The organism is Pseudomonas sp. F9001 (assembly GCF_013385435.1).
GTDB lineage: Bacteria > Pseudomonadota > Gammaproteobacteria > Pseudomonadales > Pseudomonadaceae > Aquipseudomonas.
Map to the genome: position 1 here is coordinate 570 of NZ_JACAPX010000029.1, position 26,576 is coordinate 27,145.

At 60.3% G+C, this 26,576-nt stretch carries 20 protein-coding genes, 4 tRNA genes and 1 pseudogene; 17 read left to right on the forward strand and 8 right to left on the reverse strand.

From position 1 onward, the window contains the following. Positions 1–255 precede the first annotated feature (255 nt). Positions 256–465 (reverse strand): hypothetical protein, encoded by a 210-nt coding sequence (locus HX818_RS23975; protein WP_017478782.1) that lies wholly within the window; start codon positions 463–465, stop codon positions 256–258. Positions 466–775: 310 nt separating this feature from the next. Beyond that, positions 776–1,972, reverse strand: coding sequence for an amino acid aminotransferase (locus HX818_RS23980; RefSeq protein WP_177020868.1), 1,197 nt, complete (start codon positions 1,970–1,972; stop codon positions 776–778). Positions 1,973–2,315: 343 nt separating this feature from the next. Between HX818_RS23980 and uvrB the strand changes: the two genes are divergently transcribed. Continuing rightward, the gene (gene uvrB / locus HX818_RS23985; protein WP_008438773.1) at positions 2,316–4,331 is read left to right on the forward strand and encodes an excinuclease ABC subunit UvrB; all 2,016 of its coding nucleotides are present in this window, start codon (positions 2,316–2,318) and stop codon (positions 4,329–4,331) included. Between the two features lie 238 nt (positions 4,332–4,569). On the opposite strand, the gene HX818_RS23990 is transcribed toward uvrB, so the two are convergent. Then, positions 4,570–6,120, reverse strand: coding sequence for an MDR family MFS transporter (locus HX818_RS23990; RefSeq protein ID WP_102368517.1), 1,551 nt, complete (start codon positions 6,118–6,120; stop codon positions 4,570–4,572). Next, complete coding sequence (locus tag HX818_RS23995; RefSeq protein ID WP_008438770.1) at positions 6,110–7,156, reverse strand: HlyD family secretion protein; 1,047 nt, start codon at positions 7,154–7,156, stop codon at positions 6,110–6,112. The genes HX818_RS23990 and HX818_RS23995 overlap by 11 nt, the downstream gene beginning before the upstream one ends. A gap of 196 nt (positions 7,157–7,352) precedes the next feature. Here HX818_RS23995 and gltX point away from each other — a divergent pair, with 196 nt between their 5' ends. The 9 genes from gltX (at position 7,353) to HX818_RS24040 (ending at position 12,587) form a co-directional block, all read left to right on the forward strand. Next, a complete protein-coding gene (gene gltX, locus HX818_RS24000; protein WP_003214464.1) occupies positions 7,353–8,834 on the forward strand; it encodes a glutamate--tRNA ligase in 1,482 nt (493 codons plus the stop codon). 147 nt (positions 8,835–8,981) lie between these two features. Beyond that, positions 8,982–9,057: transfer RNA gene (locus HX818_RS24005), tRNA-Ala, on the forward strand. A gap of 80 nt (positions 9,058–9,137) precedes the next feature. Further along, positions 9,138–9,213 (forward strand) — tRNA-Glu (locus HX818_RS24010). Positions 9,214–9,263: 50 nt separating this feature from the next. Further along, positions 9,264–9,339: transfer RNA gene (locus HX818_RS24015), tRNA-Ala, on the forward strand. An 80-nt stretch (positions 9,340–9,419) separates the two neighbouring features. Further along, a tRNA-Glu gene (locus HX818_RS24020) sits at positions 9,420–9,495 on the forward strand. Between the two features lie 184 nt (positions 9,496–9,679). Then, positions 9,680–10,219, forward strand: a complete 540-nt coding sequence (locus HX818_RS24025; RefSeq protein ID WP_177020869.1) for a TetR/AcrR family transcriptional regulator — start codon at positions 9,680–9,682, stop codon at positions 10,217–10,219. Positions 10,220–10,247: 28 nt separating this feature from the next. Beyond that, positions 10,248–11,081, forward strand: coding sequence for an alpha/beta hydrolase (locus tag HX818_RS24030; protein WP_177020870.1), 834 nt, complete (start codon positions 10,248–10,250; stop codon positions 11,079–11,081). 50 nt (positions 11,082–11,131) lie between these two features. After that, complete coding sequence (locus tag HX818_RS24035; protein WP_177020871.1) at positions 11,132–11,581, forward strand: thioesterase family protein; 450 nt, start codon at positions 11,132–11,134, stop codon at positions 11,579–11,581. A gap of 40 nt (positions 11,582–11,621) precedes the next feature. Further along, positions 11,622–12,587 (forward strand): tRNA-dihydrouridine synthase, encoded by a 966-nt coding sequence (locus HX818_RS24040; protein ID WP_003214454.1) that lies wholly within the window; start codon positions 11,622–11,624, stop codon positions 12,585–12,587. 176 nt (positions 12,588–12,763) lie between these two features. On the opposite strand, the gene HX818_RS24045 is transcribed toward HX818_RS24040, so the two are convergent. Next, positions 12,764–12,970 (reverse strand): hypothetical protein, encoded by a 207-nt coding sequence (locus HX818_RS24045; RefSeq protein WP_134326072.1) that lies wholly within the window; start codon positions 12,968–12,970, stop codon positions 12,764–12,766. Between the two features lie 162 nt (positions 12,971–13,132). Here HX818_RS24045 and HX818_RS24050 point away from each other — a divergent pair, with 162 nt between their 5' ends. The 3 genes from HX818_RS24050 to HX818_RS24060 all read left to right on the forward strand — a co-directional run bounded on the left by HX818_RS24050 (position 13,133) and on the right by HX818_RS24060 (position 17,455). Then, positions 13,133–14,236 (forward strand): adhesin, encoded by a 1,104-nt coding sequence (locus tag HX818_RS24050; protein WP_177020872.1) that lies wholly within the window; start codon positions 13,133–13,135, stop codon positions 14,234–14,236. A gap of 64 nt (positions 14,237–14,300) precedes the next feature. Continuing rightward, positions 14,301–15,269, forward strand: coding sequence for a hypothetical protein (locus tag HX818_RS24055; RefSeq protein WP_256346359.1), 969 nt, complete (start codon positions 14,301–14,303; stop codon positions 15,267–15,269). A gap of 221 nt (positions 15,270–15,490) precedes the next feature. Then, the gene (locus HX818_RS24060; RefSeq protein ID WP_177020873.1) at positions 15,491–17,455 is read left to right on the forward strand and encodes a hypothetical protein; all 1,965 of its coding nucleotides are present in this window, start codon (positions 15,491–15,493) and stop codon (positions 17,453–17,455) included. A 386-nt stretch (positions 17,456–17,841) separates the two neighbouring features. Here the strand turns inward: HX818_RS24060 and HX818_RS31545 are convergent. The 3 genes and pseudogenes from HX818_RS31545 to HX818_RS24075 form a co-directional block, all read right to left on the reverse strand. Further along, positions 17,842–17,919, reverse strand: a pseudogene (locus HX818_RS31545) (Hsp70 family protein); the annotation flags it as partial. Between the two features lie 107 nt (positions 17,920–18,026). Beyond that, positions 18,027–21,332 (reverse strand): bifunctional diguanylate cyclase/phosphodiesterase, encoded by a 3,306-nt coding sequence (locus HX818_RS24070; protein WP_008438761.1) that lies wholly within the window; start codon positions 21,330–21,332, stop codon positions 18,027–18,029. Positions 21,333–21,396: 64 nt separating this feature from the next. Further along, positions 21,397–22,287, reverse strand: a complete 891-nt coding sequence (locus tag HX818_RS24075) for a LysR family transcriptional regulator (protein WP_003212656.1) — start codon at positions 22,285–22,287, stop codon at positions 21,397–21,399. A gap of 145 nt (positions 22,288–22,432) precedes the next feature. Here HX818_RS24075 and leuC point away from each other — a divergent pair, with 145 nt between their 5' ends. The 4 genes from leuC to leuB all read left to right on the forward strand — a co-directional run bounded on the left by leuC (position 22,433) and on the right by leuB (position 26,553). Beyond that, positions 22,433–23,851: a 3-isopropylmalate dehydratase large subunit gene (gene leuC / locus HX818_RS24080; protein ID WP_008438759.1), complete on the forward strand. Its 1,419-nt coding sequence runs from the start codon at positions 22,433–22,435 to the stop codon at positions 23,849–23,851. A gap of 10 nt (positions 23,852–23,861) precedes the next feature. After that, positions 23,862–24,506, forward strand: coding sequence for a 3-isopropylmalate dehydratase small subunit (leuD, locus tag HX818_RS24085; RefSeq protein ID WP_003212660.1), 645 nt, complete (start codon positions 23,862–23,864; stop codon positions 24,504–24,506). Between the two features lie 146 nt (positions 24,507–24,652). Beyond that, complete coding sequence (locus tag HX818_RS24090; protein ID WP_003212662.1) at positions 24,653–25,417, forward strand: class I SAM-dependent methyltransferase; 765 nt, start codon at positions 24,653–24,655, stop codon at positions 25,415–25,417. Between the two features lie 53 nt (positions 25,418–25,470). Beyond that, positions 25,471–26,553, forward strand: coding sequence for a 3-isopropylmalate dehydrogenase (gene leuB, locus HX818_RS24095; protein WP_134326074.1), 1,083 nt, complete (start codon positions 25,471–25,473; stop codon positions 26,551–26,553). Positions 26,554–26,576: the final 23 nt, after the last annotated feature.

The window sequence follows — 26,576 nt, forward strand, 5'->3', positions numbered from 1 at the left end:
ACCGCTATCGCGGCCTCGCTGAAGCTCGACGGCTCCCACATTTGGTCTTTGTCAGCCGCCAAATTGCAGGGGGACTGCTTGGATCGAGTTGAACCAGCCACACGAGCGCGGACTGAAGGCGGGAGTAGATCCCCTGTGGGAGCTGTCGAGCTTCAGCGAGGCTGCGATGGCGTCGGCACAGTCGATATTGAGGGTGCCTGACCCACCGCTATCGCGGCCTCGCTAAAGCTCGACGGCCCCCACATTTGATCTTTGTCAGCCGCCGAACTGGAAGGTGCCCATGGCCAGCTTGGCCATCAGGGCGCCGGCGCCCAGTTGCACCAGCCATAAGGCCAAACCACCGAGGAATACGCCGAGCGCGACTTGCAGCACCAGGCTTTTCTGGCGCTTGGCGGGTGGTGGGCGCGGGGTGAAGTGGTCCAGTTCGTCGCGGTCGGCACGCAGGTCCAGGTCGTCGTTTCTCATAGGATACTCAAGGGAAAGGGACTGTCTTGCTGTCAGTCTAGGGGCAGCGGACTGAAAGCAGCGAATTTTTAGGGGCTGAACACCCGCTCTTGAAGGCAAACCACCCACCCTGTGGCGAGGGAGCTTGCTCCCGCTGGGCTGCGCAGCAGCCCCAATTCAGGCACCGCATTCATTCATAAAGTTCACGGTGGCAGGTTTTGGGGCCGCTTCGCATCCCAGCGGGAGCAAGCTCCCTCGCCACAGGGGGCGCGGTTTTCAGAATGAAAAAGGGGAAGCCATTGGCTTCCCCTTTTTTTGCATCACAACAGGCTTACAGCACCTGAACGATGGCCTTGGTCACTGCATCAATGTTTTTCTGGTTCAACGCCGCCACACAGATACGGCCGGTATCCAGCGCGTAGATACCAAACTCGTTGCGCAGGCGTGTCACTTGTTCAACGCTCAGGCCGGAGTAGGAGAACATCCCGCGCTGGCGACCGACGAAGCTGAAGTCGTGGCCCGGAGCAGCCTTGGCCAGGTCAGCCACCATCTGCTCGCGCATGCCGCGAATGCGCAGGCGCATTTCCGCCAGTTCCGCTTCCCACTGGGCGCGCAGCTCAGGGTTGTTCAGCACCGCTGCCGCGATCGCCGCGCCGTGGGTCGGCGGGTTGGAGTAGTTGGTGCGGATCACGCGCTTGACCTGGGACAGGATGCGCGCGCTTTCTTCCTTGGAGTCGGTGACGATGGACAGGGCGCCCACGCGCTCGCCGTACAGCGAGAACGACTTGGAGAACGAGCTGGACACAAAGAAGGTCAGGCCCGACTCGGCGAACAGGCGCACCGCAGCGGCGTCTTCGTCGATGCCGTCGCCAAAGCCCTGGTAGGCCATGTCGAGGAACGGTACGAGGTTTTTCGCCTTGACCACGTCCAGCACTTGTTGCCAGTCGGCCGGGCTCAGGTCGACGCCGGTCGGGTTGTGGCAGCAGGCGTGCAGCACGACGATGGACTGTGGCGGCAGGGCGTTGAGGTCTTCCAGCAGGCCGGCGCGGTTTACGTCGTGGGTGGCGGCGTCGTAGTAACGATAGGTTTGCACCGGGAAGCCGGCTTTTTCGAACAGCGCCTGGTGGTTTTCCCAGCTCGGGTCGCTGATGGCGACGACGGCGTTGGGCAGCAGTTGCTTGAGGAAGTCAGCGCCGATTTTCAGGGCGCCGGTGCCGCCGACCGCTTGGGCGGTGATGACGCGGCCGGAGCTGATCAGCGGCGATTGCGCGCCGAACAGCAGCTTTTGCACGGCCTGGTCGTAGGCGACAATACCGTCGATCGGCAAGTAGCCACGGGCGGCGTGTTGCGCCACGCGAATGGCTTCCGCTTCGGCAACGGCACGCAAGAGTGGAATCTTCCCCTCCTCGTTGCAGTAAACGCCCACGCCAAGGTTCACCTTGGTGGTTCGGGTATCGGCGTTGAATGCTTCGTTGAGGCCCAGGATTGGATCGCGTGGTGCCATTTCGACAGCGGAGAACAGGCTCATTTTTGCGGCAGCTCTATAGAGAGTGGAGGGACGTGTCGCGCTCCAGCCGAATGCACTAGAGCGGTGCACAAACGGGGAGCTAGTATAGAGGCCATCACTGCTCACGGCGACAGCCGAAACGGCTTTTCGGCCAAGTTTTTCGGTTTATTTACCGACCGTTAGTCTTATTGCAACATGGGTGACCAACGGCATGTAGGACGATTGCCTTGAAACCCGTCACATTCGCCTCCACTTCTACAGCTATCATGGTTTTTTCCTGCAACCTGCGCCGAACAGTCGCGGGTCGCGGTCTTTTTCGTCCCCGTTGCTGTTTCCGGCCCCGGGGTGACTCAAGAGGTACGTTATGTCGGATTTCCAGCTAGTCACCCGCTTCGAGCCCGCCGGCGATCAACCGGAAGCCATCCGCCTGATGGTCGAAGGCATTGAGGCCGGCCTCGCGCACCAGACCTTGCTCGGGGTGACCGGCTCCGGCAAGACTTTCAGCATCGCCAACGTGATCGCCCAGGTGAACCGCCCGACCCTGGTGCTGGCGCCGAACAAGACCCTGGCCGCGCAGTTGTATGGCGAGTTCAAGGCGTTCTTCCCGAACAACGCGGTGGAGTACTTCGTTTCCTACTACGACTACTACCAGCCCGAAGCCTACGTACCGTCCTCCGACACCTTTATCGAGAAAGACGCCTCGATCAACGACCACATCGAGCAGATGCGACTCTCGGCGACCAAGGCGCTGCTGGAACGCAAGGACGCGATCATCGTCACCACGGTGTCGTGCATCTACGGCCTGGGCAGCCCGGAAACCTATTTGAAGATGGTGCTGCACGTCGACCGCGGCGACAAACTCGACCAGCGCGAACTGTTGCGTCGCCTGACGAGCCTGCAATACACCCGCAACGACATAGACTTCGCCCGGGCGAGCTTCCGCGTGCGCGGCGATGTGATCGACATCTACCCGGCGGAATCCGACCTGGAAGCGATCCGCATCGAGCTGTTCGACGATGAAGTCGAGAGCCTGTCGGCCTTCGACCCGTTGACCGGCGAAGTGATCCGCAAGCTGCCGCGCTTCACCTTCTACCCGAAAAGCCACTACGTGACCCCGCGCGAAACCCTGATGGGCGCCATCGAGGGCATCAAGGCTGAGCTGGTGGAGCGCCTGGAATACCTGCGCTCCAACAACAAGCTGGTGGAAGCCCAGCGCCTGGAACAGCGCACCCGCTTCGACCTGGAGATGATCCTCGAGCTGGGCTACTGCAACGGCATCGAAAACTACTCGCGCTACCTCTCGGGCCGCGAGTCCGGGCAGGCGCCACCTACCTTGTTCGATTACCTGCCGGACGATGCCTTGCTGGTGATCGACGAGTCCCACGTCAGCGTGCCGCAGGTGGGCGCGATGTACAAAGGTGACCGTTCCCGTAAAGAGACCCTGGTGGAATACGGCTTCCGCCTGCCATCGGCGCTGGATAACCGGCCGATGCGTTTTGACGAGTTCGAAGGCATCAGCCCGCAGACGATTTTTGTCTCGGCCACGCCGGGTAACTACGAGGCCGAACATGCCGGGCGTGTGATTGAGCAACTGGTGCGCCCGACCGGCCTGGTGGACCCGCAAATCGAAATCCGCCCGGCGCTGACCCAGGTGGATGATCTGCTTTCGGAAATCACCAAGCGCGTGGCCCTGGAAGAGCGGGTGCTGGTCACCACGCTGACCAAGCGCATGTCCGAAGACTTGACCGATTACCTGGCCGACCACGGCGTGCGCGTGCGCTATTTGCACTCGGACATCGACACCGTGGAGCGCGTGGAAATCATCCGCGACCTGCGCCTGGGGGCGTTCGATGTGCTGGTGGGGATCAACCTGCTGCGTGAAGGCCTGGATATGCCGGAAGTGTCCCTGGTGGCGATTCTGGATGCGGACAAGGAAGGCTTCCTGCGGTCTGAGCGTTCGTTGATCCAGACCATTGGCCGGGCGGCGCGCAACCTGAATGGCCGGGCGATTCTGTATGCGGACCGGATTACCGGTTCCATGGAACGGGCGATTGGCGAGACCGAGCGTCGTCGCGACAAGCAGATTGCCTACAACCTTGAGCATGGCATCACGCCGAAGGGTGTGTTCAAGGACGTCGCCGACATCATGGAAGGCGCAACGGTGCCGGGCTCGCGCAGCAAGAAGCGCAAGGGCATGGCCAAGGCTGCGGAGGAGAATGCCAAGTACGAAGCGGAATTGCGTTCACCGAGCGAGATCACCAAGCGTATTCGCCAGCTGGAAGAGAAGATGTACCAGTTGGCGCGGGATCTGGAGTTTGAAGCGGCGGCGCAGATGCGCGATGAGATCGGCAAGTTGCGGGAGCGGTTACTGGCGGTCTGATGATCGTTCCCACGCTCTGCGTGGGAAAGCAGCCCGGGACGCTCTGCGTCCCAAGAGCGGACGCGGAGCGTCCAGTGAGGCATTCCCACGCAGAGCGTGGGAACGATCTTCAAGCTCTTTGTGGCGAGGGAGCTTGCTCCCGCTGGAGTGCGAAGCGCTCCCAGAATTTTGGGGCCGCTTCGCAGCCCAGCGGGAGCAAGCTCCCTCGCCACAACAAGCTCCCTCGCCACAGGTTATTTCAGTGGGCTTCCCCAGCCTTAAGCCCCGCCGGCAACGCCTTGGTCAACAAGATCGCCACCATGCTGATCCCCAACGCCAACCCTACAAAATGGAACGCATCGTTATAGGCCATGATCTGCGCCTGCTGATGCGCTATCTCACTCAACTTGCCCAACGCCGCCGTCTCACTGCCAAACGTCTCCGTCAGCCTGGCCATGCGCTCTGCCACCTGTGGATTGGTCGGCACAATCGCCTCACGCAGGTAATCAAAGTAGGTCTTGGTGCGCGCATCCAGCAGCGTCGCCAGCAACGCAATCCCGATCGCCCCGCCCAGGTTTCGCAAAATATTGAACAGGCTCGACGCCGACCCCGCGTCCTTCTGCATGATGTATGCCGTGGCAATCAGCGAAATTGTCACCATGATCAACGGCTGCCCCAACGCACGGATGATCTGGATGCGGTTGAACTGGTCGCCGGCAAAGTCCGGGTTCAGCACCCCCGATGAAAAACTCGCCAACCCGAACAGCCCGAACCCCAGGGTGCACAGCCATTTGGGCGACACGTACTTCATCAGCTTGGGCACCAGCGGAATCAAAAACAGCTGCGGAACCCCCATCCACATGATCACTTCGCCGATTTGCAGGGCGTTGTAGTTCTGGATCTGCGCCAGGTACAGCGGCAGCAGATAAATCGAGCCATACAACCCCACGCCCATCCCCAGGCTCGAAATACTCGATAGCCCGAAATTGCGATTGCCGAGGATCCGCAGGTTGATCAGCGGGTTGGGCTTGGACATCTGCACGATCACAAAGGTGATCAAGCTCAACAGGGCGACGGTGCCCAGGCTGACAATCAGGCTGGATTCCAGCCAATCCTTGCGATGGCCTTCTTCCAGAAACACCTGCAAACACCCAAGGCCCACGGCCATGGTAAGGATACCGAGATAGTCGGTGCTTTTGAGCAGGTCCCAGTTGGAGTCCTTTTTCTCCAGGCCGTACAGCAGCCCGGCGATCATGATCAGGCCCGGTGGGATGTTGATGTAGAAGATGTATTCCCAACCCCAGTTTTCCGTGAGCCAGCCGCCAATGGTCGGGCCGATGGACGGGGCGAAGGTGGCGGTCATGGCGAACATGGCCATGCCTTTGGCGCGGTGATGTTCGGGCAGCTTGATCAGCGTGAGGGTGAACGCCAGGGGGATCAGCGCGCCGCCGGTAAAGCCCTGCAGCGCGCGGAATACGATCATGCTTTCCAGGCTCCAGGCCATGGAGCACATCAGCGAGGCGATCAGGAACCCGCCCGAGACCCACACCGCCAGCCGACGCGCCGACAGCAGCTGCACCAGCCAGGCGGTGAGGGGGATCATGATGATTTCGGCCACAAGGTAGGAGGTGGAAATCCACGAACCTTCTTCCAGGGTGGCCGACAGCGCGCCCTGGATGTCCTTGAGGGACGAGTTGGTGATCTGGATGTCGAGCACTGCCATGAAGGCGCCGAGCATCACGCTCATGACCGCGATCCAGTCGCGCCGGCTCGGTTCGCCTACCGGCGGCAGCAGTTGATCACCGGCCATCGTGCGGGTCTTGGATGTTCACTTTGACCGTCACCGACATGCCCGGGCGGATTTTGCCCTGCAGCGGGTTGTCGGTGGCGAAGGTCAGTTTGACCGGAATCCGTTGTACGACTTTGGTGAAGTTGCCCGTGGCATTGTCCGGCGGCAGCAGGCTGAATTGCGCGCCGGAAGCGCCGAACAGGTTGGCCACGCGGCCTTCGATTGGAGTATCGCTGTAGGCGTCGAATGTCAGCTCGGCTTTTTGCCCAGGCTGCATATGGCCGATCTGGGTTTCCTTGAAGTTGGCCTGCACCCAGATGTCCTGGTCCGGGACGATCGACAGCAGGTAGGCGCCGGCCTGTACGTATTGACCGTTGCGCGCGGCACGCTGGCCGATCAGGCCGCTGATGGGCGCGTGGATTTCGCTGCGGGTCAGGTTCAGTTCGGCCTGGGCCAGGTCGGTCCTGGCGTTGGCGATCATCGCGTCGAGGCGCTTGATCTCGGCGTTCAGGGCGTTGACCTGCTGGCGCTGGCCCTGCAGGTCGGCCTGGGCCATGGTCACCTGGGAGCGGGCGATGTGGTTGTCGGCGTCGAGGGTGGTGACCCGTTCTTCGGAGACATAGCCGGGTTTGCGCAGGGTTTGTGCGCGGTTCAGGTCGATCTGCGAGCGGCCGAGGGTGGCCTGGCTGGACGAGACCTTGGCTGCACCGGCGGCGATCAGGCTGGCTTGCTGGGTCAGTTTGCTCTGGGCCTGCACACGCTCGGCTTCGCGCATGGCCAGGGCGGCGTTGGCGCGGTCGACGGCGAGGTGGAAGTCGTCGCCTTCGAGCTTGACCAGCAGTTGGCCTTTTTCCACGTGCTCGTTGTCGCCCACCAGCACCTCGACGATGCGCGCACCCAGTTGGCTGGAGACCCGGGTGATCTCGCCCTGGACGTAGGCGTTGTCGGTGCTTTCATAAAAACGGCCCTTGAAGAACCACTGGGCGAAAAAGCCCCCGGCGATCAGGACCACGATAAACAGGAAGATAAACAGGCGGCGTTTGAGCGGGGCAGGCATGGCAATAATGTCGTCGACAAAAGGTAATGGAATATAGCCAGCGAACGGTCTGGCAAATAGCCATGTCGAGACTTGAGACCGGAGCTTGTCTCATATGCCCTTTGTTCGCCTCCCCACGCTGGAGCCCAAGGGCTTGGGGCTGTTACCATTCGCCCCTTGTTTCATTTTCAGTTTTATCGCCAATTCGAGACCCGCCATGACCACCGTCCGCACGCGCATCGCGCCATCGCCTACTGGGGATCCCCACGTAGGTACTGCTTACATCGCCTTGTTCAACTACTGCTTTGCCAAGCAGCATGGCGGTGAATTCATCCTGCGGATCGAAGACACCGATCAACTGCGCTCCACGCGCGAGTCGGAACAGCAGATTTTCGATGCCCTGCGCTGGTTGGGCATTACCTGGGCCGAAGGCCCGGACGTTGGCGGCCCCCACGGCCCGTATCGCCAGAGCGAGCGCAGCGACATCTACAAGCAGTACACCCAGCAACTGGTCGACATGGGCCACGCCTTCCCGTGCTTCTGCACCGCCGAAGAGCTGGACCAGATGCGTGCCGAGCAACAGGCCCGTGGTGAAACCCCGCGCTATGACGGCCGCGCACTGCTGCTGTCGAAGGAAGAAGTGGCCCGGCGCCTGGCTGCCGGCGAGCCGCACGTTATCCGCATGAAGGTGCCGAGCGAAGGCGTGTGCGTGGTGCCGGACATGTTGCGCGGTGACGTCGAGATCCCGTGGGACCGCATGGACATGCAAGTGCTGATGAAGACCGACGGCCTGCCGACGTACTTCCTGGCCAACGTGGTGGACGACCACCTGATGGGCATCACCCACGTACTGCGTGGCGAAGAGTGGCTGCCATCGGCGCCGAAACTGATCCTGCTGTACGAGTACTTCGGCTGGGAACAACCGCAGCTGTGCTACATGCCGCTGCTGCGTAACCCGGACAAGAGCAAGCTGTCCAAGCGCAAGAACCCGACCTCGGTGACCTTCTACGAGCGCATGGGCTTCATGCCCGAAGCGATGCTCAACTACCTGGGCCGCATGGGCTGGTCGATGCCGGACGAGCGCGAGAAGTTCTCGTTGCAGGAAATGGTCGATAACTTCGACCTGTCCCGTGTGTCCCTGGGTGGGCCGATCTTCGACATCGAGAAGCTGTCGTGGCTCAACGGCCAGTGGCTGCGTGACCTGCCGGTGGAAGAGTTCGCCAGCCGCGTGCAGCAGTGGGCGTTGAACCCCGAGTACATGATGAAGATCGCGCCGCTGGTGCAGGGCAGGGTGGAGACCTTCAGCCAGGTCGCACCGTTGGCGAGTTTCTTCTTTGCCGGTGGCGTGAACCCGGACGTGAAGCTGTTTGAGTCGAAGAAACTCTCGGGTGACCAGGTTCGCCAGTTGATGCAGTTGATCCTGTGGAAGCTCGAAAGCCTGCGCCAGTGGGAGAAGGATGCGATTACCGCGACTATCCAGGCGGTGGTTGAATCCCTGGAACTGAAATTGCGCGATGCCATGCCGCTGATGTTTGCCGCGATCACCGGGCAGGCGAGTTCGGTGTCGGTGCTCGATGCGATGGAAATTCTGGGCCCGGACCTGACTCGCTTCCGTCTTCGCCAAGCCCTTGATTTGCTTGGTGGTGTGTCGAAGAAAGAAAACAAGGAATGGGAAAAGCTGCTGGGCGCTATCGCTTAAGCACGCCGTTGTAACGGCCAAACCCCGGTTCTCCGGGGTTTGCTCGGTAAGTGATTGTTATCTCGGCAAAAAATTTTGAAAATTGTTGAAAATAAATTTGACACGTTTCGAATACGCCATTAAGATTCGCCCCGTCCTCACCGACGAGGGGCTATAGCTCAGCTGGGAGAGCGCTTGCATGGCATGCAAGAGGTCAACGGTTCGATCCCGTTTAGCTCCACCAATTTACAGGTTCAAGGTCTGGCCACACCGTCCTTGAATTCGATCAGTTCTCAGCGCTGATCAGTTGTACAGAAGGTTTGTGTCCCCTTCGTCTAGTGGCCTAGGACACCGCCCTTTCACGGCGGTAACAGGGGTTCGAGTCCCCTAGGGGACGCCAGTTTCAACAAGCAGTTCGAAAGGTCTGCTGCGCCGCGAGGCGAAAAATCCGGGGCTATAGCTCAGCTGGGAGAGCGCTTGCATGGCATGCAAGAGGTCAACGGTTCGATCCCGTTTAGCTCCACCAATTTACAGGTTCAAGGTCTGGCCACACCGTCCTTGAATTCGATCAGTTCTCAGCGCTGATCAGTTGTACAGAAGGTTTGTGTCCCCTTCGTCTAGTGGCCTAGGACACCGCCCTTTCACGGCGGTAACAGGGGTTCGAGTCCCCTAGGGGACGCCACGATTACCCGCTCTGCGGGATTTTTAAGGGTCATTCAATTATTGAATGGCCCTTTTGTTTGTCTGGCGTTTGGCCAACCCTCCTTCCTTTTTCCCTGAATGTTCTTCTGACCAATGGTCATGCCTGTGGCTTGCGAAATATTATTATGGTAATAATATTCGAAGCATGAGATTCGGAGGCAACGATGAACGATAAAAAAGCGCAAACCCGCGAACGCATTCTGCAAGCTGCCGGCGCCGCCCTGGTACAACGCGGCCCGGCCGAGCCGAGTGTGGGCGAAGTCATGGGCGCGGCGGGGCTTACCGTCGGCGGTTTCTACGCGCACTTTGAAAGCAAGGACGCACTGATGCTGGAGGCCTTCACCGAGTTGCTGGCCCGGCGTCGCGCGTCCATCGATGACATGGACTCGACCTTGACCGGTGAAGAGCGCCGCGCCCTGGTGGCAGCGTTCTACCTGTCGCGCAAGCACCGTGACTCTACCGCCCAGGCGTGCCCGATCCCGGCCACCGTGGGCGAGATGAGCCGCCTGCCGGACGAATTTCGCCAGGCCTTGAACGAACACTGCGAACTGATGGCAGCACAGCTGGCCGCCAGCCCGGAAGACACCGACAAGGCCCTGGCCGACATGGCGCTGATGATCGGCGGCTTGTCGCTGGCCCGCGCCCTGGGCCCGGGTGAGTTATCGGATCGTGTATTGCGTGCGGCCAAGTCCGCAGTGCGTTAAGAACGGCTTCTGGCCTGAGGGATGAGCGATGGGCACGTTGAAATGGATTCGTGGCGTCAATGGCACCTTGGGCCGGCTGGCGCCGCAAACGGTGGCCAGCAAGATGCGTCGGGTGTTCATGACGCCTCGCGATTTGCCGCCCCGTGACTGGGAGCTGCCGCTGCTGGCGCAGTCCGAGCGCATCACTTTGCGTTTCGGCCTGTCGGCGCTGAAGTGGGGCCAGGGCCCTGCGGTGCTGTTGATGCACGGCTGGGAAGGGCGCCCGACGCAATTCGCCAGCCTGATCAGCGCATTGGTGGAGGCGGGTTATTCGGTGGTTGCGCTGGATGGTCCGGCTCACGGGCGTTCGCCGGGGCGCGAAGCCCATGTGCTGCTGTTTGCCCGTGCCATGCTGGAAGCGGCTGCCGAACTGCCACCGCTGCATGCGGTTGTCGGTCACTCCATGGGTGGGGCCAGCGCGATGTTGGCGGTGCAGTTGGGCTTGCGCACCAAGGCGTTGGTCAGTATCGCCGCACCCTCGCGGTTTCTCGACGTACTGCGCGGCTTTGCCGGCATGGTCGGTTTGCCGGCGCGAGCGCGTTCGGCGTTTATCCAGGAGGTCGAGCTGACGATGGGCATGCCCCTCAAGCACCTCGATGTCGCCCACTATCAAATGAATATCCCGGGCCTGATCGTGCATGCCGAAGACGATACCTTCGTCTCGGTCAAGGCTTGCCAGGTCATCCATGACGCCTGGTTCGACAGCCGCCTGCTGCGCCTGGAGCAGGGCGGGCACCAGAAAGTGCTGGCGGATCCGCGTGTGATCGAGGGCGTGCTGGCGCTGCTGGCCGGCCGCCACATGCCGGAGCGCCAAACCGCCTGAGCCATGGGTTACACTGCTCGCCGCCGACATTAATCGACCGGGAGCACCCCATGGGCTGGGATTTGGCAACGCCGTTTATCATTGATCTGCAGGTCGGTGCCGAAGACATCGACGGTCTGGGGCACGCCAACAACGCCGTTTACGTGTCCTGGCTCGAACGCTGCGCCTGGCGCCATTCCCAGCGCCTGGGGCTGGACCTTAGCGAGTACCGCAGGCTGGATCGCGCGATGGCCGTGGTGCGTCATGAGATCGATTACCTCGCCGCCGGTTACGAGGGCGATGAGCTGCAGTTGGCGACCTGGATCGTCGACTGGGACCAGCGCCTGAAAATGACCCGACGCTTCCAACTGGTACGCCCGCGTGATGGCGCTACCTTGCTGCGAGCGCAAACCACCTTTGTCTGCATCGAACTGTCCAGCGGCAAGCCCAAGCGCATGCCGTCGGAATTTCTTGAGGGTTATGGCCCTGCGCTGCATGGCGAATTACCTGCCAGCGTCTGAAACCAGTAAACTGCGCCACGTTTTTCGTTGAGTGTTTTCCATGCAAATTGCTTTGGCGCCCATGGAGGGGTTGGTCGACAACATCCTGCGGGACGTGCTGACCCGGGTCGGTGGTATTGATTGGTGCGTGACCGAGTTCATCCGGGTCAACGACCGCCTGCTGACGCCTGCCTATTTCCACAAACTCGCCCCTGAGTTGCTGCACGGTGCCAAGACCGCTGCCGGCGTGCCGCTGCGTGTGCAGTTACTCGGTTCAGACCCGGTGTGTTTGGCGGAAAACGCCGCCCTGGCGTGTGAGCTGGGCTCTCAGGTGGTTGACCTCAACTTCGGTTGCCCGGCCAAGACCGTGAACAAGTCCCGTGGCGGTGCGGTGCTGCTCAAGGAGCCGGAGCTGCTTAACCAGATCGTCGAACACGTACGGCGTGCGGTGCCGGCGCATATTCCCGTCACGGCCAAGATGCGCCTGGGCTTCGACAGCCCCGACGGTGCCCTGGTGTGCGCCACGGCCCTGGCCGAAGGCGGCGCAGCACATATCGTGGTGCATGCCCGCACCAAGGCTGATGGCTACAAACCTCCGGCGCACTGGGAGTGGATCCCGCGTGTGCAAGAGGTGGTCAAGGTGCCAGTGTTCGCCAACGGTGATATCTGGAGCGTTGAAGACTGGCGGCGGTGTCGCGAAATCAGTGGTGTCGAAGACATCATGCTCGGTCGCGGCCTGGTGGCCCGTCCCGACCTGGCCCGGCAGATTGCTGCCGCGCGGGCCGGGGAAGAGGTGGTCGAGATGACTTGGGCGCAGATGCAACCCATGCTCCAGGAATTCTGGCGGCAATCCGTTGAGCAATTGACCGAGCGCCAGGCGCCGGGACGCTTGAAGCAATGGCTGGCGATGCTGACCCGCAACTATCCCGAAGCAGTTGAACTATTTACGCTGATGCGGCGGGAAACCGACCTGGAGCAGGTAGGACGATTGTTAGGGGTGCCTGATTCGGTTGCGCTGCAAAATTGAGTACATATATATAAGCGTTTCAATTCAGTAGGAAAGGGTGCCGTGGGCGCCCTTTTTTTTGCTTGAAATAAGGCCACGGATCGTTAACAGCGAGTGTTTGTGGGCACGTGACTAGAGCTTTTTGATTGCTTTATATATGTGAGCAAGTTTCTTGTTTGCTACAGAGTCTTGCGGTGTCAGCGGCGCATATTTTTAAGTTTTGTTAGTTGGAGTATGAGGGGCGCGCGCAATAACACAGATATGAATGACTGGCGTGGGTGAGTGATTTCATCAATTTGCCTTAACGGCTGACTGTTGCCTGATATATCCATTTTGCCCACGGCGACCACCGGGTAAGCATGATGTTTTACGGAAAGTCCATAGGATAAAGTCTCTATTTTCATTTGATTTCCTTATGTGAAGGCCGATTTTCGGAACCCGATGCTCGCAACACCCACGAAAGTAGGGAGTGTGCAGCACTCGGGTTTGTTTCCAGTCCAGAACCTGGACGGTCTGTTTGCAGACCGCTGAAGGAGTTTTGGCAATCACTGAATAAGGATTTGTTTATGTCTAATTTGTCGGTCAATAATTTCCCTCGCTTGACTAATGACTTCAATCAGCAGAATGCAGACCTGCCAAAGTCTGTCGACAAGAGCGCCGGCGAAATCCGGGCGAATACGCCCGGCACAGTATTGAAAAACAATCCCGCCGTGGTGACGGATGGAACCGTCACCTTCAACAAGGATGCACTCGAGAAGTTGTTCGAGTTGTTTGAATATGCATTCAAGGCCATACGGAACATGCTGTCCGGGCAGGGCGGGATGCCCAAGTTGGTACCCGATGCTGGCCCGCTGCCTAAACCCGAAAAGAGTAGCGATACTCCGGTGAAGGATAAGGCGGACAGTAAATCGAATGTGCCGGACACTGCGGCCAAGGACAAGGCGGGGACTGACTCGCAAGTGCCGAACACTGTAGCCAAGGACAAAGCCGAGACCAACTCGCCGGTATTGAACACTGCACTCAAGGACAAGTCCGGGCCCAACCCTGAGGTGTCGGTACAGAAAGACAAGCCAGCAAACAATCCAGCGGTCCCGAGTTCCGAGGTTAAGGTAACGCCTAAACCCCTGCCAGAGCCCCGCAGGCCAGACCCCGCATCGGGCAAGGACGTGCAGCCGAACAGCCGGAGCAGTTCCGACGTGAACGTCACGGTCCAAGTGATGAACTGCCATTGTCCTCACCCGGATGCAACGAAGCCGGTCCCGCCTAAGCCCGATGCACCGGTCCCGCCGAAGGCCGACGTGCCGGTCCCGCCTAAGCCCGATGCACCGGTCCCGCCTAAGCCTGATGCACCGGTTCCGCCGAAGCCCGATGCACCGGTCCCGCCGAAGCCGGACGTGCCGGTTCCGCCGAAGCCCGATGCACCGGTTCCGCCGAAGCCGGACGTGCCAGTCCCACCGAAGCCCGATGCACCGGTCCCGCCGAAGCCAGACGCTCCGGTCCCACCGAAGCCGGATGCGCCTAAACCAGATGCTCCGAAGCCGGATAAGCCGGAGCCGGACATCACTTCGCCAGGGCCGTCTGAGGATTTCTTTGAGTTCGAAACCAGCGGCAGGCGTCGAGCGTTCGACAACGACTGGCGGTTTAATCCCGGCCGCCGGATAAGCAGGTAAGTCGGCCACTTCCTCAGTTTTTTTCAACAAGGCGCTCCCGATCAAAAACGTCGGGGGGCCCTTGATGAAGGATGGTTATATGTCTTGTTCAGAAATCAATAATGCGGGCGCGGTCAGAAACTATTATCAACATTCGCAAACCGGCAACACACCAGGACGATCGGTTCCCGTGCAGCCGGTATTCGTTAATAACCAGGTCCTCTCATCGTTCGGTAATAACGATCAAAGTACCGTAGGGAACACAGCCAGCGACACCCCGCTGTTAGCAAAGCTCCTCGAACTGTTCACCCAGTTTTTTACACAGTTGCAAGGCCTGCTGGCGGGCAAGGAACTGGCGAATACAGTTGCGACCAAGGTAACGCCTGCGCCCCTGCCGGCAGTGCTGCCCAAGCCGGATGCACCCCTGCCGGATCCAACACCGCAGCCGCTTCCTGATCTGTCCGATAAGCGCAACGGCGCCAAGCCGGCAAATATATGGAACGGTTTTCGCCAGGGCCCTGACGGTAATTGCGTGACCATTTCGGCGATCAAGGCGGCGATGGCGAAGTTCGGTCAAAGCCCGACCGATATCTTCAAGTCTGTTCAAGCCAAGGGTGATGGCTATCACATTGTCATGCGTGACGGGTACGCGCTGGATTTGAGCAAGGATGAATTGGCCCAAGCCAGGCGTGGCTCGAAGTTTGTCCCGATGCGCGATCCCGGCATGCTCAAGGATGCGCACTTTCTATTTGCCGTCAGCGCCAAGCGAGCGATGCTGGAAAACAATGACGGGACTGCAGGCAGGAGCTTTCAATCCGCGATTAACAGCCTCAACGACGGTGAGGACGAAACGGGGCCCGGGGAAGGCTTCAAGCGTCTGGGCTTGCGCCAGCATATGAAAGAAGTTCCGGTCAGTGCGTTTGCTGATAAATCATTGATCGGTATGGTCAACAGGAGCAGGCACTCTGTAGCAGTGGTTGATGGGTGTGAGGAGATGTATGGGACTAAAGCGGGAAGACCGCGGTTTGGACGGGCTATTGCATTGGTTGGCTAACCGGGCGTCCATAAAACAATAAGAAGATGATCGTTGCTGCGCAACACGTTAAATCTATAATTAGATCTTGTTGAACTTATTATCTGACTGAGTGCAGTTCATCGCGTGCAGAAAATACTGTATGCCGTGTTCATGCACTTTCTTTTTATGCCTGAACGCAACGTGCAGGTGGCAGCGTTTACCACGGGCTATTGTGTGTTCGCCCTTTAAAGGAGTGCTCCATGATTACGATGAATACGGGTTATGCAATGAGTACGGCGGTCCATCATCCTGCGCGTGTATACGGGGGTGAAAATAAATCCGTCGACAGTGTAAGTACTTTGAATTCTACCGAGCGACAGTTCGGTGAGCATTTTGATACGAGCAGCCATTCTGCTGTTATCCAGATGATGATATCGACCTTCGGTCCTGCGCGCGCTGATCTATTTGATGAAGTAAAGCGCGTTGGCTCGGGGTATGACGTTACGCTGAAAGACGGTTATAAGTTGCATGTTTCCGATCATGAAGTGCATGGCACTGCCTCAGCGTCGAGATTTGTCGGTGGTGATGCCAGTACAGTGGAAAACGCGAATTTCGCATTGGCTGTCTTCGTCAAGCGCAAACAATTGTCCAGTTCCGACAGCCGTATCAGCAGCAGCTTTAACGCGGCCTTGACCACGTCCTTACAGGGTGAGACTGCATCGAACCTGCTCAAGGGCATGGGCATGGGCCGTTTTATGCAGCAGATCCCTTCGGAGCAACTCGTCGGCAGGAACTCCGTCGGCGTCATGGAGGCGCATAACTTCGGTGCCGCGTTGATTCGGGATGGGGTGGCGCATCGGTTTGACCGTCAATATCGCCCCGACCGTCCCTACGTCTACGTGCTGGACAAGGAGGGGCAAACGGCTAAGCCGGTCAAGCGAGATGTGCCGGTTGCTCCGGTCGATGTCCCCCGCGTCGATACGCCGTCCACCCGGCGTGGCCGCAAGCCCGTTGACATTCTCAGCGGATTTAACGCGGCCGAGCGAGGATTCGGTGAGGTTGTTGATGGCAGCAGCCATGCCTGCGTCATAAAAATGATGATGATGAGGTTTGGTCCAGACGCCACGGATATGTTCGAGAAAGTCACCCCGGCGGGAGACGGTTATGACATCACGATGAAGGACGGTTTCGAACTGCATTTTTCCCGGCAAGAGTTGCAGCAAGCGACCACGGCCTCGCGTTTCGCTGGGAACAACCCCGACGCGGTGAAGCAGGCCAACTTCATGCTGGCGGCGTACACGAAGCGCAAGCAGATGACCCGCGGTGACCAGGACCCTGGGGCATCGTTTCAAAAGGTTTTATCGAACACGCTCAAAGGCGATACGGAATACCGCGTGTTGAAGGGCTTGGGCATGACTGGCTTCTTGCGCATCGTGCCACCCGCCAAGATGCAGGAGCAGGGCGCGGTGGGGGTGGTCAGTACTTTTGGCTATTCGAGTGCCTTGGTACTGGATGGCCTGCAGCACAGCAATGGTGACAAGCCATCTATCGTCAAATCTTATGGCTACATGCTCGCCGAGGAGGTACCGGACGGAGTGCCCGTTGGTTCAAGCTCGCGGCCCCCGCCTATTTCCAATGTACCGGTCGGGGTCAAGCCTGGGGATATCTGGAGTGGATTCTATCAAGGTGTCGAGGGGAACTGTGTCACGGTATCGGCGATCAAGGCGGCGATGATGAAGTATGGGCAAAGTCCCCGGGGCATCTATAAAAACATCACCGAGACCCGCGACGGTTACACCGTGACGATGCGCGATTCCAGCAAGGTCAGCTTGACCCATGCAGAACTGAAAACAGCCCGGGAACACTCGAATTTCAAAGGCACCGACGCCGGCCTGCTCAAGGATGCGAATTTCCTGTACGCCGTCAGCGCCAAGCGGGCGCAAATGGAGAACCACGAGTTTCGTGCCGGCGAGAGCTTTGAAGCGGCGATGAGCACGCTCAATGATGGCGAGACCCCCGGTGATGCACTGCGGCGTCTGGGTTTGTTCGCCTTTACCCGAAGCAGCAGCGTCCAGGCGCTGGCAGATGGTGCAACCGGCACGTTGGCGAACTTCATGCATTCTGTTGTCGTCGTTGATGGGGCTTTTGATGATTACGGGTATAAACACCCACTGAAATCATCAAGCTGGATGGATGAAGAGGGCACCGCGCTAACGCTGGTTTAGGTTTAAAGGTGCAGAGTTTGAGAAACACAGGCCACGAGATCTCGTGGTCTTTATTCTGCGCGCAGAAAAGACAAGTCCGATGGTAGCCGGCTGCATATGCCTTGCAATCTGTGTCCGCATACGTAGTTGGCCTCGGCTACTCTCATCGACTCTGGAACCTCCTGGTCATGGATGAAATTCAACAGCATTGGCTGTATGCCCTGTCTGCTCCCATGGTGTCCATCAACCCTGGCGCCGGTTATCTCGAGCCGGCTTTCTATGCGGGTCCTTCCCCTATTGATCTCGACGGCAGCTGGGGAATCAATGATCGCGACCAATTGTTCGGCATGTTGTCCCTGGCGGACAACAGCCATGCACGTCACCTCAACGAGGCCTACCATCAATGGGTGACGGTAGGGGAGACGGCCAAACAATGCGGCAACCATCCGTTGCACCGCAGGCATACGCGTCGCGCCGCCCAGCAGCGCCGGGGAGTGCTTTGCATCCTGCATGGTAGGTGTGTCCGAAAATGGAAAGCACCTGAACCTACAGGCTCAAAAAGCAGCTGCCCATCAGGAAAATCCGGTGCAACTTATTCCGATGAAGTGGCCTGGGGCATTCGCTTCAGTACCTGCCTGAACCCTTCCACCGGCAAGGGCCGACTGTGCAGATACCCCTGATACAAATGACACCCAAGCCCCTGCAAAAACGCCAGTTGCTCAGGGGTTTCCACACCTTCGGCAATGACGTCCAGGTTCAAGCTGCGCGCCATGGCCACAATGGCACGGATGATCTCCGCATCGTTGGGGTCATGGGTGGCGTCGCGCACAAACGACTGGTCGATCTTCAGCGCATCCACCGGCAGGCGCTTGAGGTAGGTCAGCGACGAATAGCCGGTGCCGAAATCATCCATCGCAAAACTCACGCCGAGCTTTTTCAGGCGGCGCATTTTGCTGATGGTGTCGTCCAGATTCTGGATCACGATGCCTTCGGTGATTTCCAGTTTCAGCAGGGTATAAGGCAGGTGGTGGGTGCGCAGGCTGCGTTCTACCCGTTCGACAAAATCATTCTGGCGAAACTGCCGCGGGCTGATGTTGACGCACAGGCTGAAGTTCAGCGGGTCTACCAGCCCCTCGGCAATCAACTGCGCGAAGGTGCTGCAGGCTTCGTCGAGGATCCAGGTGCCCACTTCAAGGATCAGGCCGCTGTCTTCCAGGACCTTGATGAATTCCGTCGGGGACTGTGCGCCCAACTGCGGATGTTGCCAGCGCACCAGGGCCTCGGCGCCGACGATGGTGTTGCCGCGCGCATCCACCTGGGGTTGGTAATGCACGCTGAACTCGCCGCGGGCCAGGGCCAGGCGCAGGTCGGTTTCCATGCGCAGCCGCTCGCTGGCGGTTTTCTGCATGCTGTTGTGGAACATCTGGATGGTGTTGCGCCCTGAATCCTTGGCCCGGTACAGGGCGATGTCGGCGCGCTTGAGCAAATCTGCCGGGGTTGAGCCGTGATCGGGGATCAGCGCCACACCGATGCTCGGGGTGACTTGCAGGCGGTGGCCATCCAGGAACATCGGTTCGGATAACAGTTCGCGCAGGGTATCGGCCAGCTCCTGGACTTGAGTGCTGACTTGCGGGCGCGTGCCTTCCAGGCCGCTGAGCAGCACCACAAACTCATCGCCGCCCAGGCGTGCCACGGTGTCTTCCATGCGCACACTGGCTTCAAGGCGTGCAGTGACGATCTTCAGCACCGTGTCGCCGACCGGGTGGCCGAGGGAATCGTTGATGTGCTTGAAATGGTCCAGGTCAAGAAACAGCAGGGCGCCCCGCAGGTTGTGGCGCTTGAGCAGGGCGATCTGCTGGCTCAGGCGGTCCATCAGCAGGGCGCGGTTGGGCAGGTTGGTCAGCGGGTCGTGATAGGCCAGGTGGCGAATCTGCGCCTGGGCGTTTTTCAGCAGGCTGACGTCCCGGGCGGTCAGCAACAGGCAGGGGGTTTCATTGAGGGTGATGGGCTCCACCGACACTTCAACCGCCAGCACTTCGCCGCGTTTGTTGTGCCAGAGCATTTCCAGGTGATGAATGCGGCCCTTGATCTGCAACTCGGCCAATAACGCCGCGCGCTGGTTTTCATCGGCCCAGATGCCGATCTGGTACAGCGTCAGGCCGATCGCTTCTTCGGCGCGGTAGCCGGTGAGGCGGCAGAAGCCGTCATTGACCTCCACGTAGCGCCCGGTATCGCGCTCGGTGATCGACACCGCATCGGGGCTGGAATGAAAGGCCTTGGCGAACTTCTCTTCGCTGGCCTTGAGCGCCGCTTCCGAGCGTTGCTGTTGGGTGATGTCCCGCAGGGTGGTGACGATGCAGGGTTGGTCGCTGACCTGGATCAGGCGGCTGGATATCACACAGTTCAGGGTCTGGCCGTTCTTGTGATGAACGGTGATTGCCACGTTGCTCAGGGATTGTTCGCGGATCACCTGCTCGATGCGCTGCAGGCGTTGGCTGGACTCCTCCCACAAGCCGATCTGCTCGGCGTTGTTGTTGAGCACCTCGGCGGCGGTCCAGCCGAAGGTCTGGGTGAAGGCCGGGTTGATCTCGATAAACTGGCCGGTCTCCAGGCGCGTCACGCAGATCGGATCGGGGCTGGCGAGGAACAGGCTGGCGAATTTTTCTTCGGATGCGATCAGGCGCTGCTCACGTTCAACCTGGTCGGTGATGTCGAGCAGGGTCCCGGCCATTCGCAACGGTACGCCCGTGTCATCGCGATACAGGCGGGCGCGGCTTTCCAGGTAGCGCGAACTGCCGTCTTCCAGTTGTACGCGGTAGGTCAGTTGGTAGTTGCCCGCCGGGCCTTCGCGCAGGGTGCGGTAGGCGTTGCGCATGCTCTCGCGCTCTTCCTGGGGCATGCCTTCAAAGAAGGCCTCGAAGGATTCGTGGAACGGTTGGGGTTCCAGCCCGTGCAGTTGGGCGGCGCGGGCCGAGCCATAGAGCATGCCGCTGGGGATGTGCCAGTCCCAGGTGCCCAGTTGCGCCGAGTCCAGGGCCAGGTCCAGGCGTTCCTGGCTGTCCTTGAGGGCCTGCTCGGCATTCTTGCGCTCGGTGGTGTCGAGGAAGGTGCTGATCAGGTAGTCCTCGCCGTCCAGCTCGACTTTCTGGGCGCTGAGGGTGCCATCGTGGACCTGCCCGTTGCTGGCGCGAAACTGCACTTCCATGGTGATGGGGGCGCCTTTGCGCTGGGTGGCCTTGACCAGATGCGCGCGTTGTTCCGGGTGTACCCAGAGGCCCAGCTCCAATGTGCTGCGGCCAATGGCATCGGCCAACGGCCAGCCGAACAGGCTCTCGAAATACTGGTTGGCTTCGCTGATCAGGCCGTCCGCCTGGCGGGTCAGCAGGACCATCAGCGGGCACAAATGGAACAGGGTGGCGAAGCGCTTTTCCGAATGGCTGAGGGCGTGTTCGCGCTCGCGCTGGTGGGTGATTTCGCGGATCACCCCGATCATTCGACGACGCCCGGCCTTGTCCGGTAGCAGGCTGCCGTTGATTTCCAGCCAGTGCAGGCTGCCATCGGGCCATTGGATACGGTGGTGCATGGCCTGGACAGCGGGTTCGCCGGCCAGCACCGCATGAAAGGCCCGGACCACCTTGGCGCGGTCCTCGGGGGCCAGCAGGTCCAGGTACTCCAGGTCTTCAGGCAGCGGCTGGCGCGGGTCGAAGCCGAACAGGGCCTGAGTGCCTCGGGACCAGCTGATCCGGCCGGTATCGATTTCCCAGCTCCAGGCGCCCAGCCGGGCAGCGTTGAGCGCCGCGAGCAGTTGCGGCGCGCTGTCCCAGCTTTGCTCCGCCTCCTGTGGGTCCAGGGCGTAGATGCGGGGCAGGGGTGGCACGGTATCGACGGGGTTGCGCATTATCAAAGGGCCTTGGCTCGATGGGCGTTCGGCGCGGGTTCCACGGTCTACGGGCCACGGCGATTCAAGCCTGATTCCCTGGCAGATCGACCTGTGCATCCAGTAGGCTCATGAAAGCCCGCGCAGCGTTCGACAGCGTCCTTTCGGTGTGCACGATATAGCCTAGCTGGCGACTGAGCTGTATGCCCGGCAAAGCGATGCGTGCCACCTGGTCATCGAGCATGGTGCGCGGCAATACGCTCCAGGCAAGGCCAATGGAGACCATCATCTTGATGGTTTCCAGGTAGTTGGTGCTCATGGCGATGTTTGGCGTCAGGCCCTGGGCCTCGAATAGCCGCTGCACGATATGGTGGGTAAAGGTGTTGCCGCCGGGAAACACCGCCGGGTGCCGGGCGATGTCCGCCAGGCTGACGCTGCCGTTGCTGATCAGGCTGTGTTCCGGCGCCACCACGAAATCCAGCGGGTCGTCCCACACCGGGGTGGCCCGCACCAGCGTGTGGGGTTCCGGCGCCAGAGTGATCACGGCCACTTCGGCGCGGCCATGGAGGATTTCTTCGTAGGCCACTTCCGAATCGAGAAACTGAATATCCAGGGCGACGTTCGGGTATTCCCGGGTAAACGTTCGCAGTACGGGCGGCAGGCGATGCAGGCCGATGTGATGGCTGGTGGCCAGAGTGAGACGACCGCTGACCTCGCCGGTCAGGTTGGTCAGGGCGCGGCGGGTGTCGTCCAGTACATTGAGAATCTGATACGCCCGGGGCAGCAGCGCCCGTCCGGCTTCGGTGAGGCCGACTTCACGCCCCAGCCGGTCGAACAGGCGCACCTTTAATTGTTGCTCCAGGCCGGCGATGCGCTTGCTGATGGCCGGTTGGGTCAGGTGCAGGCGTTCACCGGCACCGGAGAAGCTGCCGGTCTCGGCGATGGCGATAAAGGCATTGAGGTTGGCCAGGTCCATTGTGCTATTCCAGTTGGTAATCCAAAGCATAAAAAATATGAATTTGAGTTATTTAATGTAGCGCCATACCATCAGCCTCACAAGCCAAAGGGTTATTGAATCGTTCAAGGCCCGGGGCATAGAAACACCTGATGAGGACCGCGTGATGGCCGGCAAAACGCTTTACGACAAGCTTTGGGATTCCCATGAAGTGAAACGGCGCGATGATGGGTCGTCGCTGATCTACATCGACCGTCACATCATCCATGAAGTGACCTCGCCCCAAGCGTTCGAAGGCCTGCGACTGGCCGGGCGCAAGCCTTGGCGCGTCGACTCGATCATCGCCACCCCGGACCACAACGTGCCGACCACCCCGGAGCGTAAAGGCGGGATCGACGCCATCGTCGACACCGTGTCGCGCCTCCAGGTGCAGACCCTCGATGATTACTGCGACGAATATGGCATCACCGAATTCAAGATGAATGACGTGCGCCAGGGCATCGTTCACGTGATCGGCCCGGAGCAGGGCGCTACCTTGCCCGGCATGACCGTGGTTTGCGGCGACTCCCACACCTCTACCCACGGTGCGTTTGGCGCCCTGGCCCACGGTATTGGTACCTCCGAGGTGGAACATGTATTCGCCACCCAGTGCCTCGTCGCCAAGAAAATGAAGAACATGTTGGTGTCGGTGGAAGGTGAATTGCCTTTCGGCGTCACTGCCAAGGACATCGTCCTCGCCGTGATCGGCAAGATCGGCACTGCCGGCGGTAACGGCCACGCCATCGAATTCGCCGGCAGCGCGATTCGCGACCTGTCCATCGAAGGCCGCATGACCATCTGCAACATGTCCATCGAAGCCGGTGCCCGCGTGGGCATGGTGGCGGCGGACGAAAAGACCATTGCCTACGTCAAGGGTCGCCCGTTCGCACCTGCCGGTGCTGATTGGGACGCCGCTGTCGAAGCCTGGAAAGACCTGGTTTCCGACGCCGATGCGGTGTTCGACACCGTGGTTACTCTCGATGCCGCCCAGATCAAGCCGCAAGTCAGCTGGGGCACCTCGCCGGAAATGGTGTTGGCCGTTGACCAGAACGTGCCGGACCCGGCCAAGGAAACCGACCTGGTCAAGCGTGGTTCCATCGAGCGCGCCTTGAAGTACATGGGCTTGAAAGCCAATCAGGCGATTACCGACATCCAGCTGGATCGCGTGTTCATCGGCTCCTGCACCAACTCGCGGATCGAGGATTTGCGCGCTGCGGCGGTGATCGCCAAGGGCCGCAAAGTCGCCTCGACCATCAAGCAGGCGATCGTGGTGCCAGGTTCGGGCCTGGTCAAGGCCCAGGCTGAAGCCGAAGGCCTCGACAAGATTTTCCTCGAGGCCGGTTTTGAATGGCGTGAGCCGGGTTGCTCGATGTGCCTGGCGATGAACCCGGACCGTTTGGAGTCGGGCGAGCACTGCGCGTCCACCTCCAACCGTAACTTCGAAGGGCGTCAGGGCGCCGGTGGCCGTACCCACCTCGTCAGCCCGGCCATGGCTGCTGCGGCTGCCGTCAACGGTCGTTTCATCGACGTTCGCGAATTGATCTGAGGAATACCCGATGAAAGCTTTTACTCAACACACCGGTTTAGTCGCGCCGTTGGACCGTGCCAACGTGGACACCGACCAGATCATTCCCAAGCAGTTCTTGAAATCGATCAAGCGCACCGGTTTTGGTCCGAACCTGTTCGACGAGTGGCGCTACCTGGACGTGGGCTACGCCTACCAGGACAACTCCAAGCGCCCGCTGAACAAGGACTTTGTGCTCAACGCCGAGCGTTACCAGGGTGCCAGCGTGTTGCTCGCCCGGGAAAACTTCGGTTGCGGCTCCAGCCGTGAGCACGCGCCGTGGGCCCTGGAAGAATATGGCTTTCGCAGCATCATCGCGCCGAGCTACGCCGACATCTTCTTCAACAACAGCTTCAAGAACGGCTTGCTGCCGATCATCTTGAGCGATGCCGAAGTGGATGAGTTGTTCCAGCAGGTGGAAGCCGATGTGGGCTACCAGTTGACCATCGACCTGGCGGCGCAGACCGTGACCCGTCCGGACGGCAAGGTGTATCACTTTGAAGTGGACGCCTTCCGCAAGCACTGCCTGATCAATGGCCTGGACGACATCGGCCTGACCTTGCAGGACGGCGATGCGATTGCCGCGTTTGAAACCAAACACCGGGCCAGCCAGCCTTGGTTGTTTCGCGACGCTTGATTCCATGTAGACCGGACTGGCCCCTTCGCGAGCAAGCCCGCTCCCACATTTGATTGCATTTCAACTGAAGGAACTCGGTCGAATGTGGGAGCGGGCTTGCTCGCGAAAGGGCCAGCAACAGCAACACAAAAACCAGGGACATCATCATGACCAGCACTGCCCACACCCAAGTCGTGCAAAAACAATTCGGCGAACAGGCCTCGGCCTACCTGAGCAGCGCAGTACATGCTCAAGGCACCGAGTTCGCGCTGCTCCAGGCCGAACTGGCCGGGCAGGGCGCTGCACGACTGCTGGACCTGGGTTGCGGCGCGGGTCACGTGAGTTTCAACGTTGCACCGTTGGTTAAAGAAGTGGTGGCGTACGACCTGTCCCAGCAGATGCTTGACGTGGTCGCCGCCGCTGCCGTGGACCGTGGCCTGGACAACATCCGCACCGTGCACGGCGCCGCCGAGCGCCTGCCATTTGCCGATGGCGAATTCGACTTCGTGTTCAGCCGCTACTCGGCGCACCATTGGAGCGACCTGGGCCTGGCCCTGCGTGAAGTGCGCCGGGTGCTCAAGCCGGGTGGCGTGGCCGCTTTCGTGGACGTCTTGTCACCGGGCAGCCCGCTGTTGGACACTTACCTGCAAACCGTCGAAGTGCTGCGCGACACCAGCCACGTGCGTGACTATTCCGCCGGCGAGTGGATGCGCCAGCTCAGCGAAGCCGGTTTGCATGTGCGCAACAGCAGCCGCCAGCGCCTGCGCCTGGAATACACCTCGTGGGTCGAGCGCATGCGCACCCCAGAGGTATTGCGTGCCGCGATCCTGGAGCTGCAAAAGGCAATGGGCCAGGAAGTGCGCGATTACTTCGAGATTCAAGCCGACGGCACCTTCAGCACCGACGTGCTGGTGGTGTGGGCCGAACGCTGATTAATTTTTCCCGACCTGCCCACGGGCGGGTCGCTTGATGAAATGAGGAACGCATGAGCAAGCAGATTCTGATTCTCCCTGGCGACGGCATTGGTCCGGAAATCATGGCCGAAGCGGTCAAGGTGCTGGAAGTGGCCAACACCAGGTACAGCCTGGGCTTCGAACTGAGCCACGACGTGATCGGCGGCGCGGCCATCGACAAGCACGGCGTGCCTCTGGCCGACGAAACCCTGGAGCGTGCCCGCGCAGCCGACGCCGTGCTGCTGGGCGCCGTGGGTGGCCCGAAATGGGACAAGATCGAACGTGACATCCGCCCTGAGCGCGGCCTGCTGAAGATCCGTGCGCAACTGGGCCTGTTCGGCAACCTGCGCCCGGCGATCCTTTACCCGCAACTGGCGGACGCTTCCAGCCTCAAGCCGGAAATCGTCGCGGGCCTGGACATCCTGATCGTCCGCGAACTGACCGGCGGTATCTACTTCGGCTCGCCACGGGGCGTGCGCGAGTTGGAGAATGGCGAGCGTCAGGCCTACGACACCCTGCCGTACAGCGAGAGTGAAATCCGCCGTATCGCCCGTGTCGGTTTCGACATGGCCCGTGTGCGTGGCAAGAAGGTCTGCTCGGTGGACAAGGCCAACGTATTGGCGTCCAGCCAGCTGTGGCGTGAAATCGTCGAAGAAGTCGCCAAGGACTACCCGGACGTCGAGCTGAGCCACATGTACGTCGACAACGCCGCCATGCAGCTGGTGCGTGCACCGAAGCAGTTCGACGTGATCGTCACCGACAACCTGTTCGGCGACATCCTGTCCGACCAGGCCTCGATGCTCACCGGTTCCATCGGCATGCTGCCGTCGGCCTCCCTGGATGCCAACAACAAGGGCATGTACGAGCCGTGCCACGGTTCGGCGCCGGACATCGCCGGGCAGGGCATTGCCAACCCGTTGGCGACCATTTTGTCGGTGTCGATGATGCTGCGTTACAGCTTCAACCTGACCGATGCCGCGGATGCCATCGAGCAGGCCGTGAGCCTGGTGCTCGACCAGGGCCTGCGCACTGGCGACATCTGGTCCCAGGGTTGCACCAAGGTCGGTACGCAAGAAATGGGCGACGCAGTAGTCGCCGCGCTGCGGAATCTGTAATCTCTCGGGCCCGCTTGCAGATG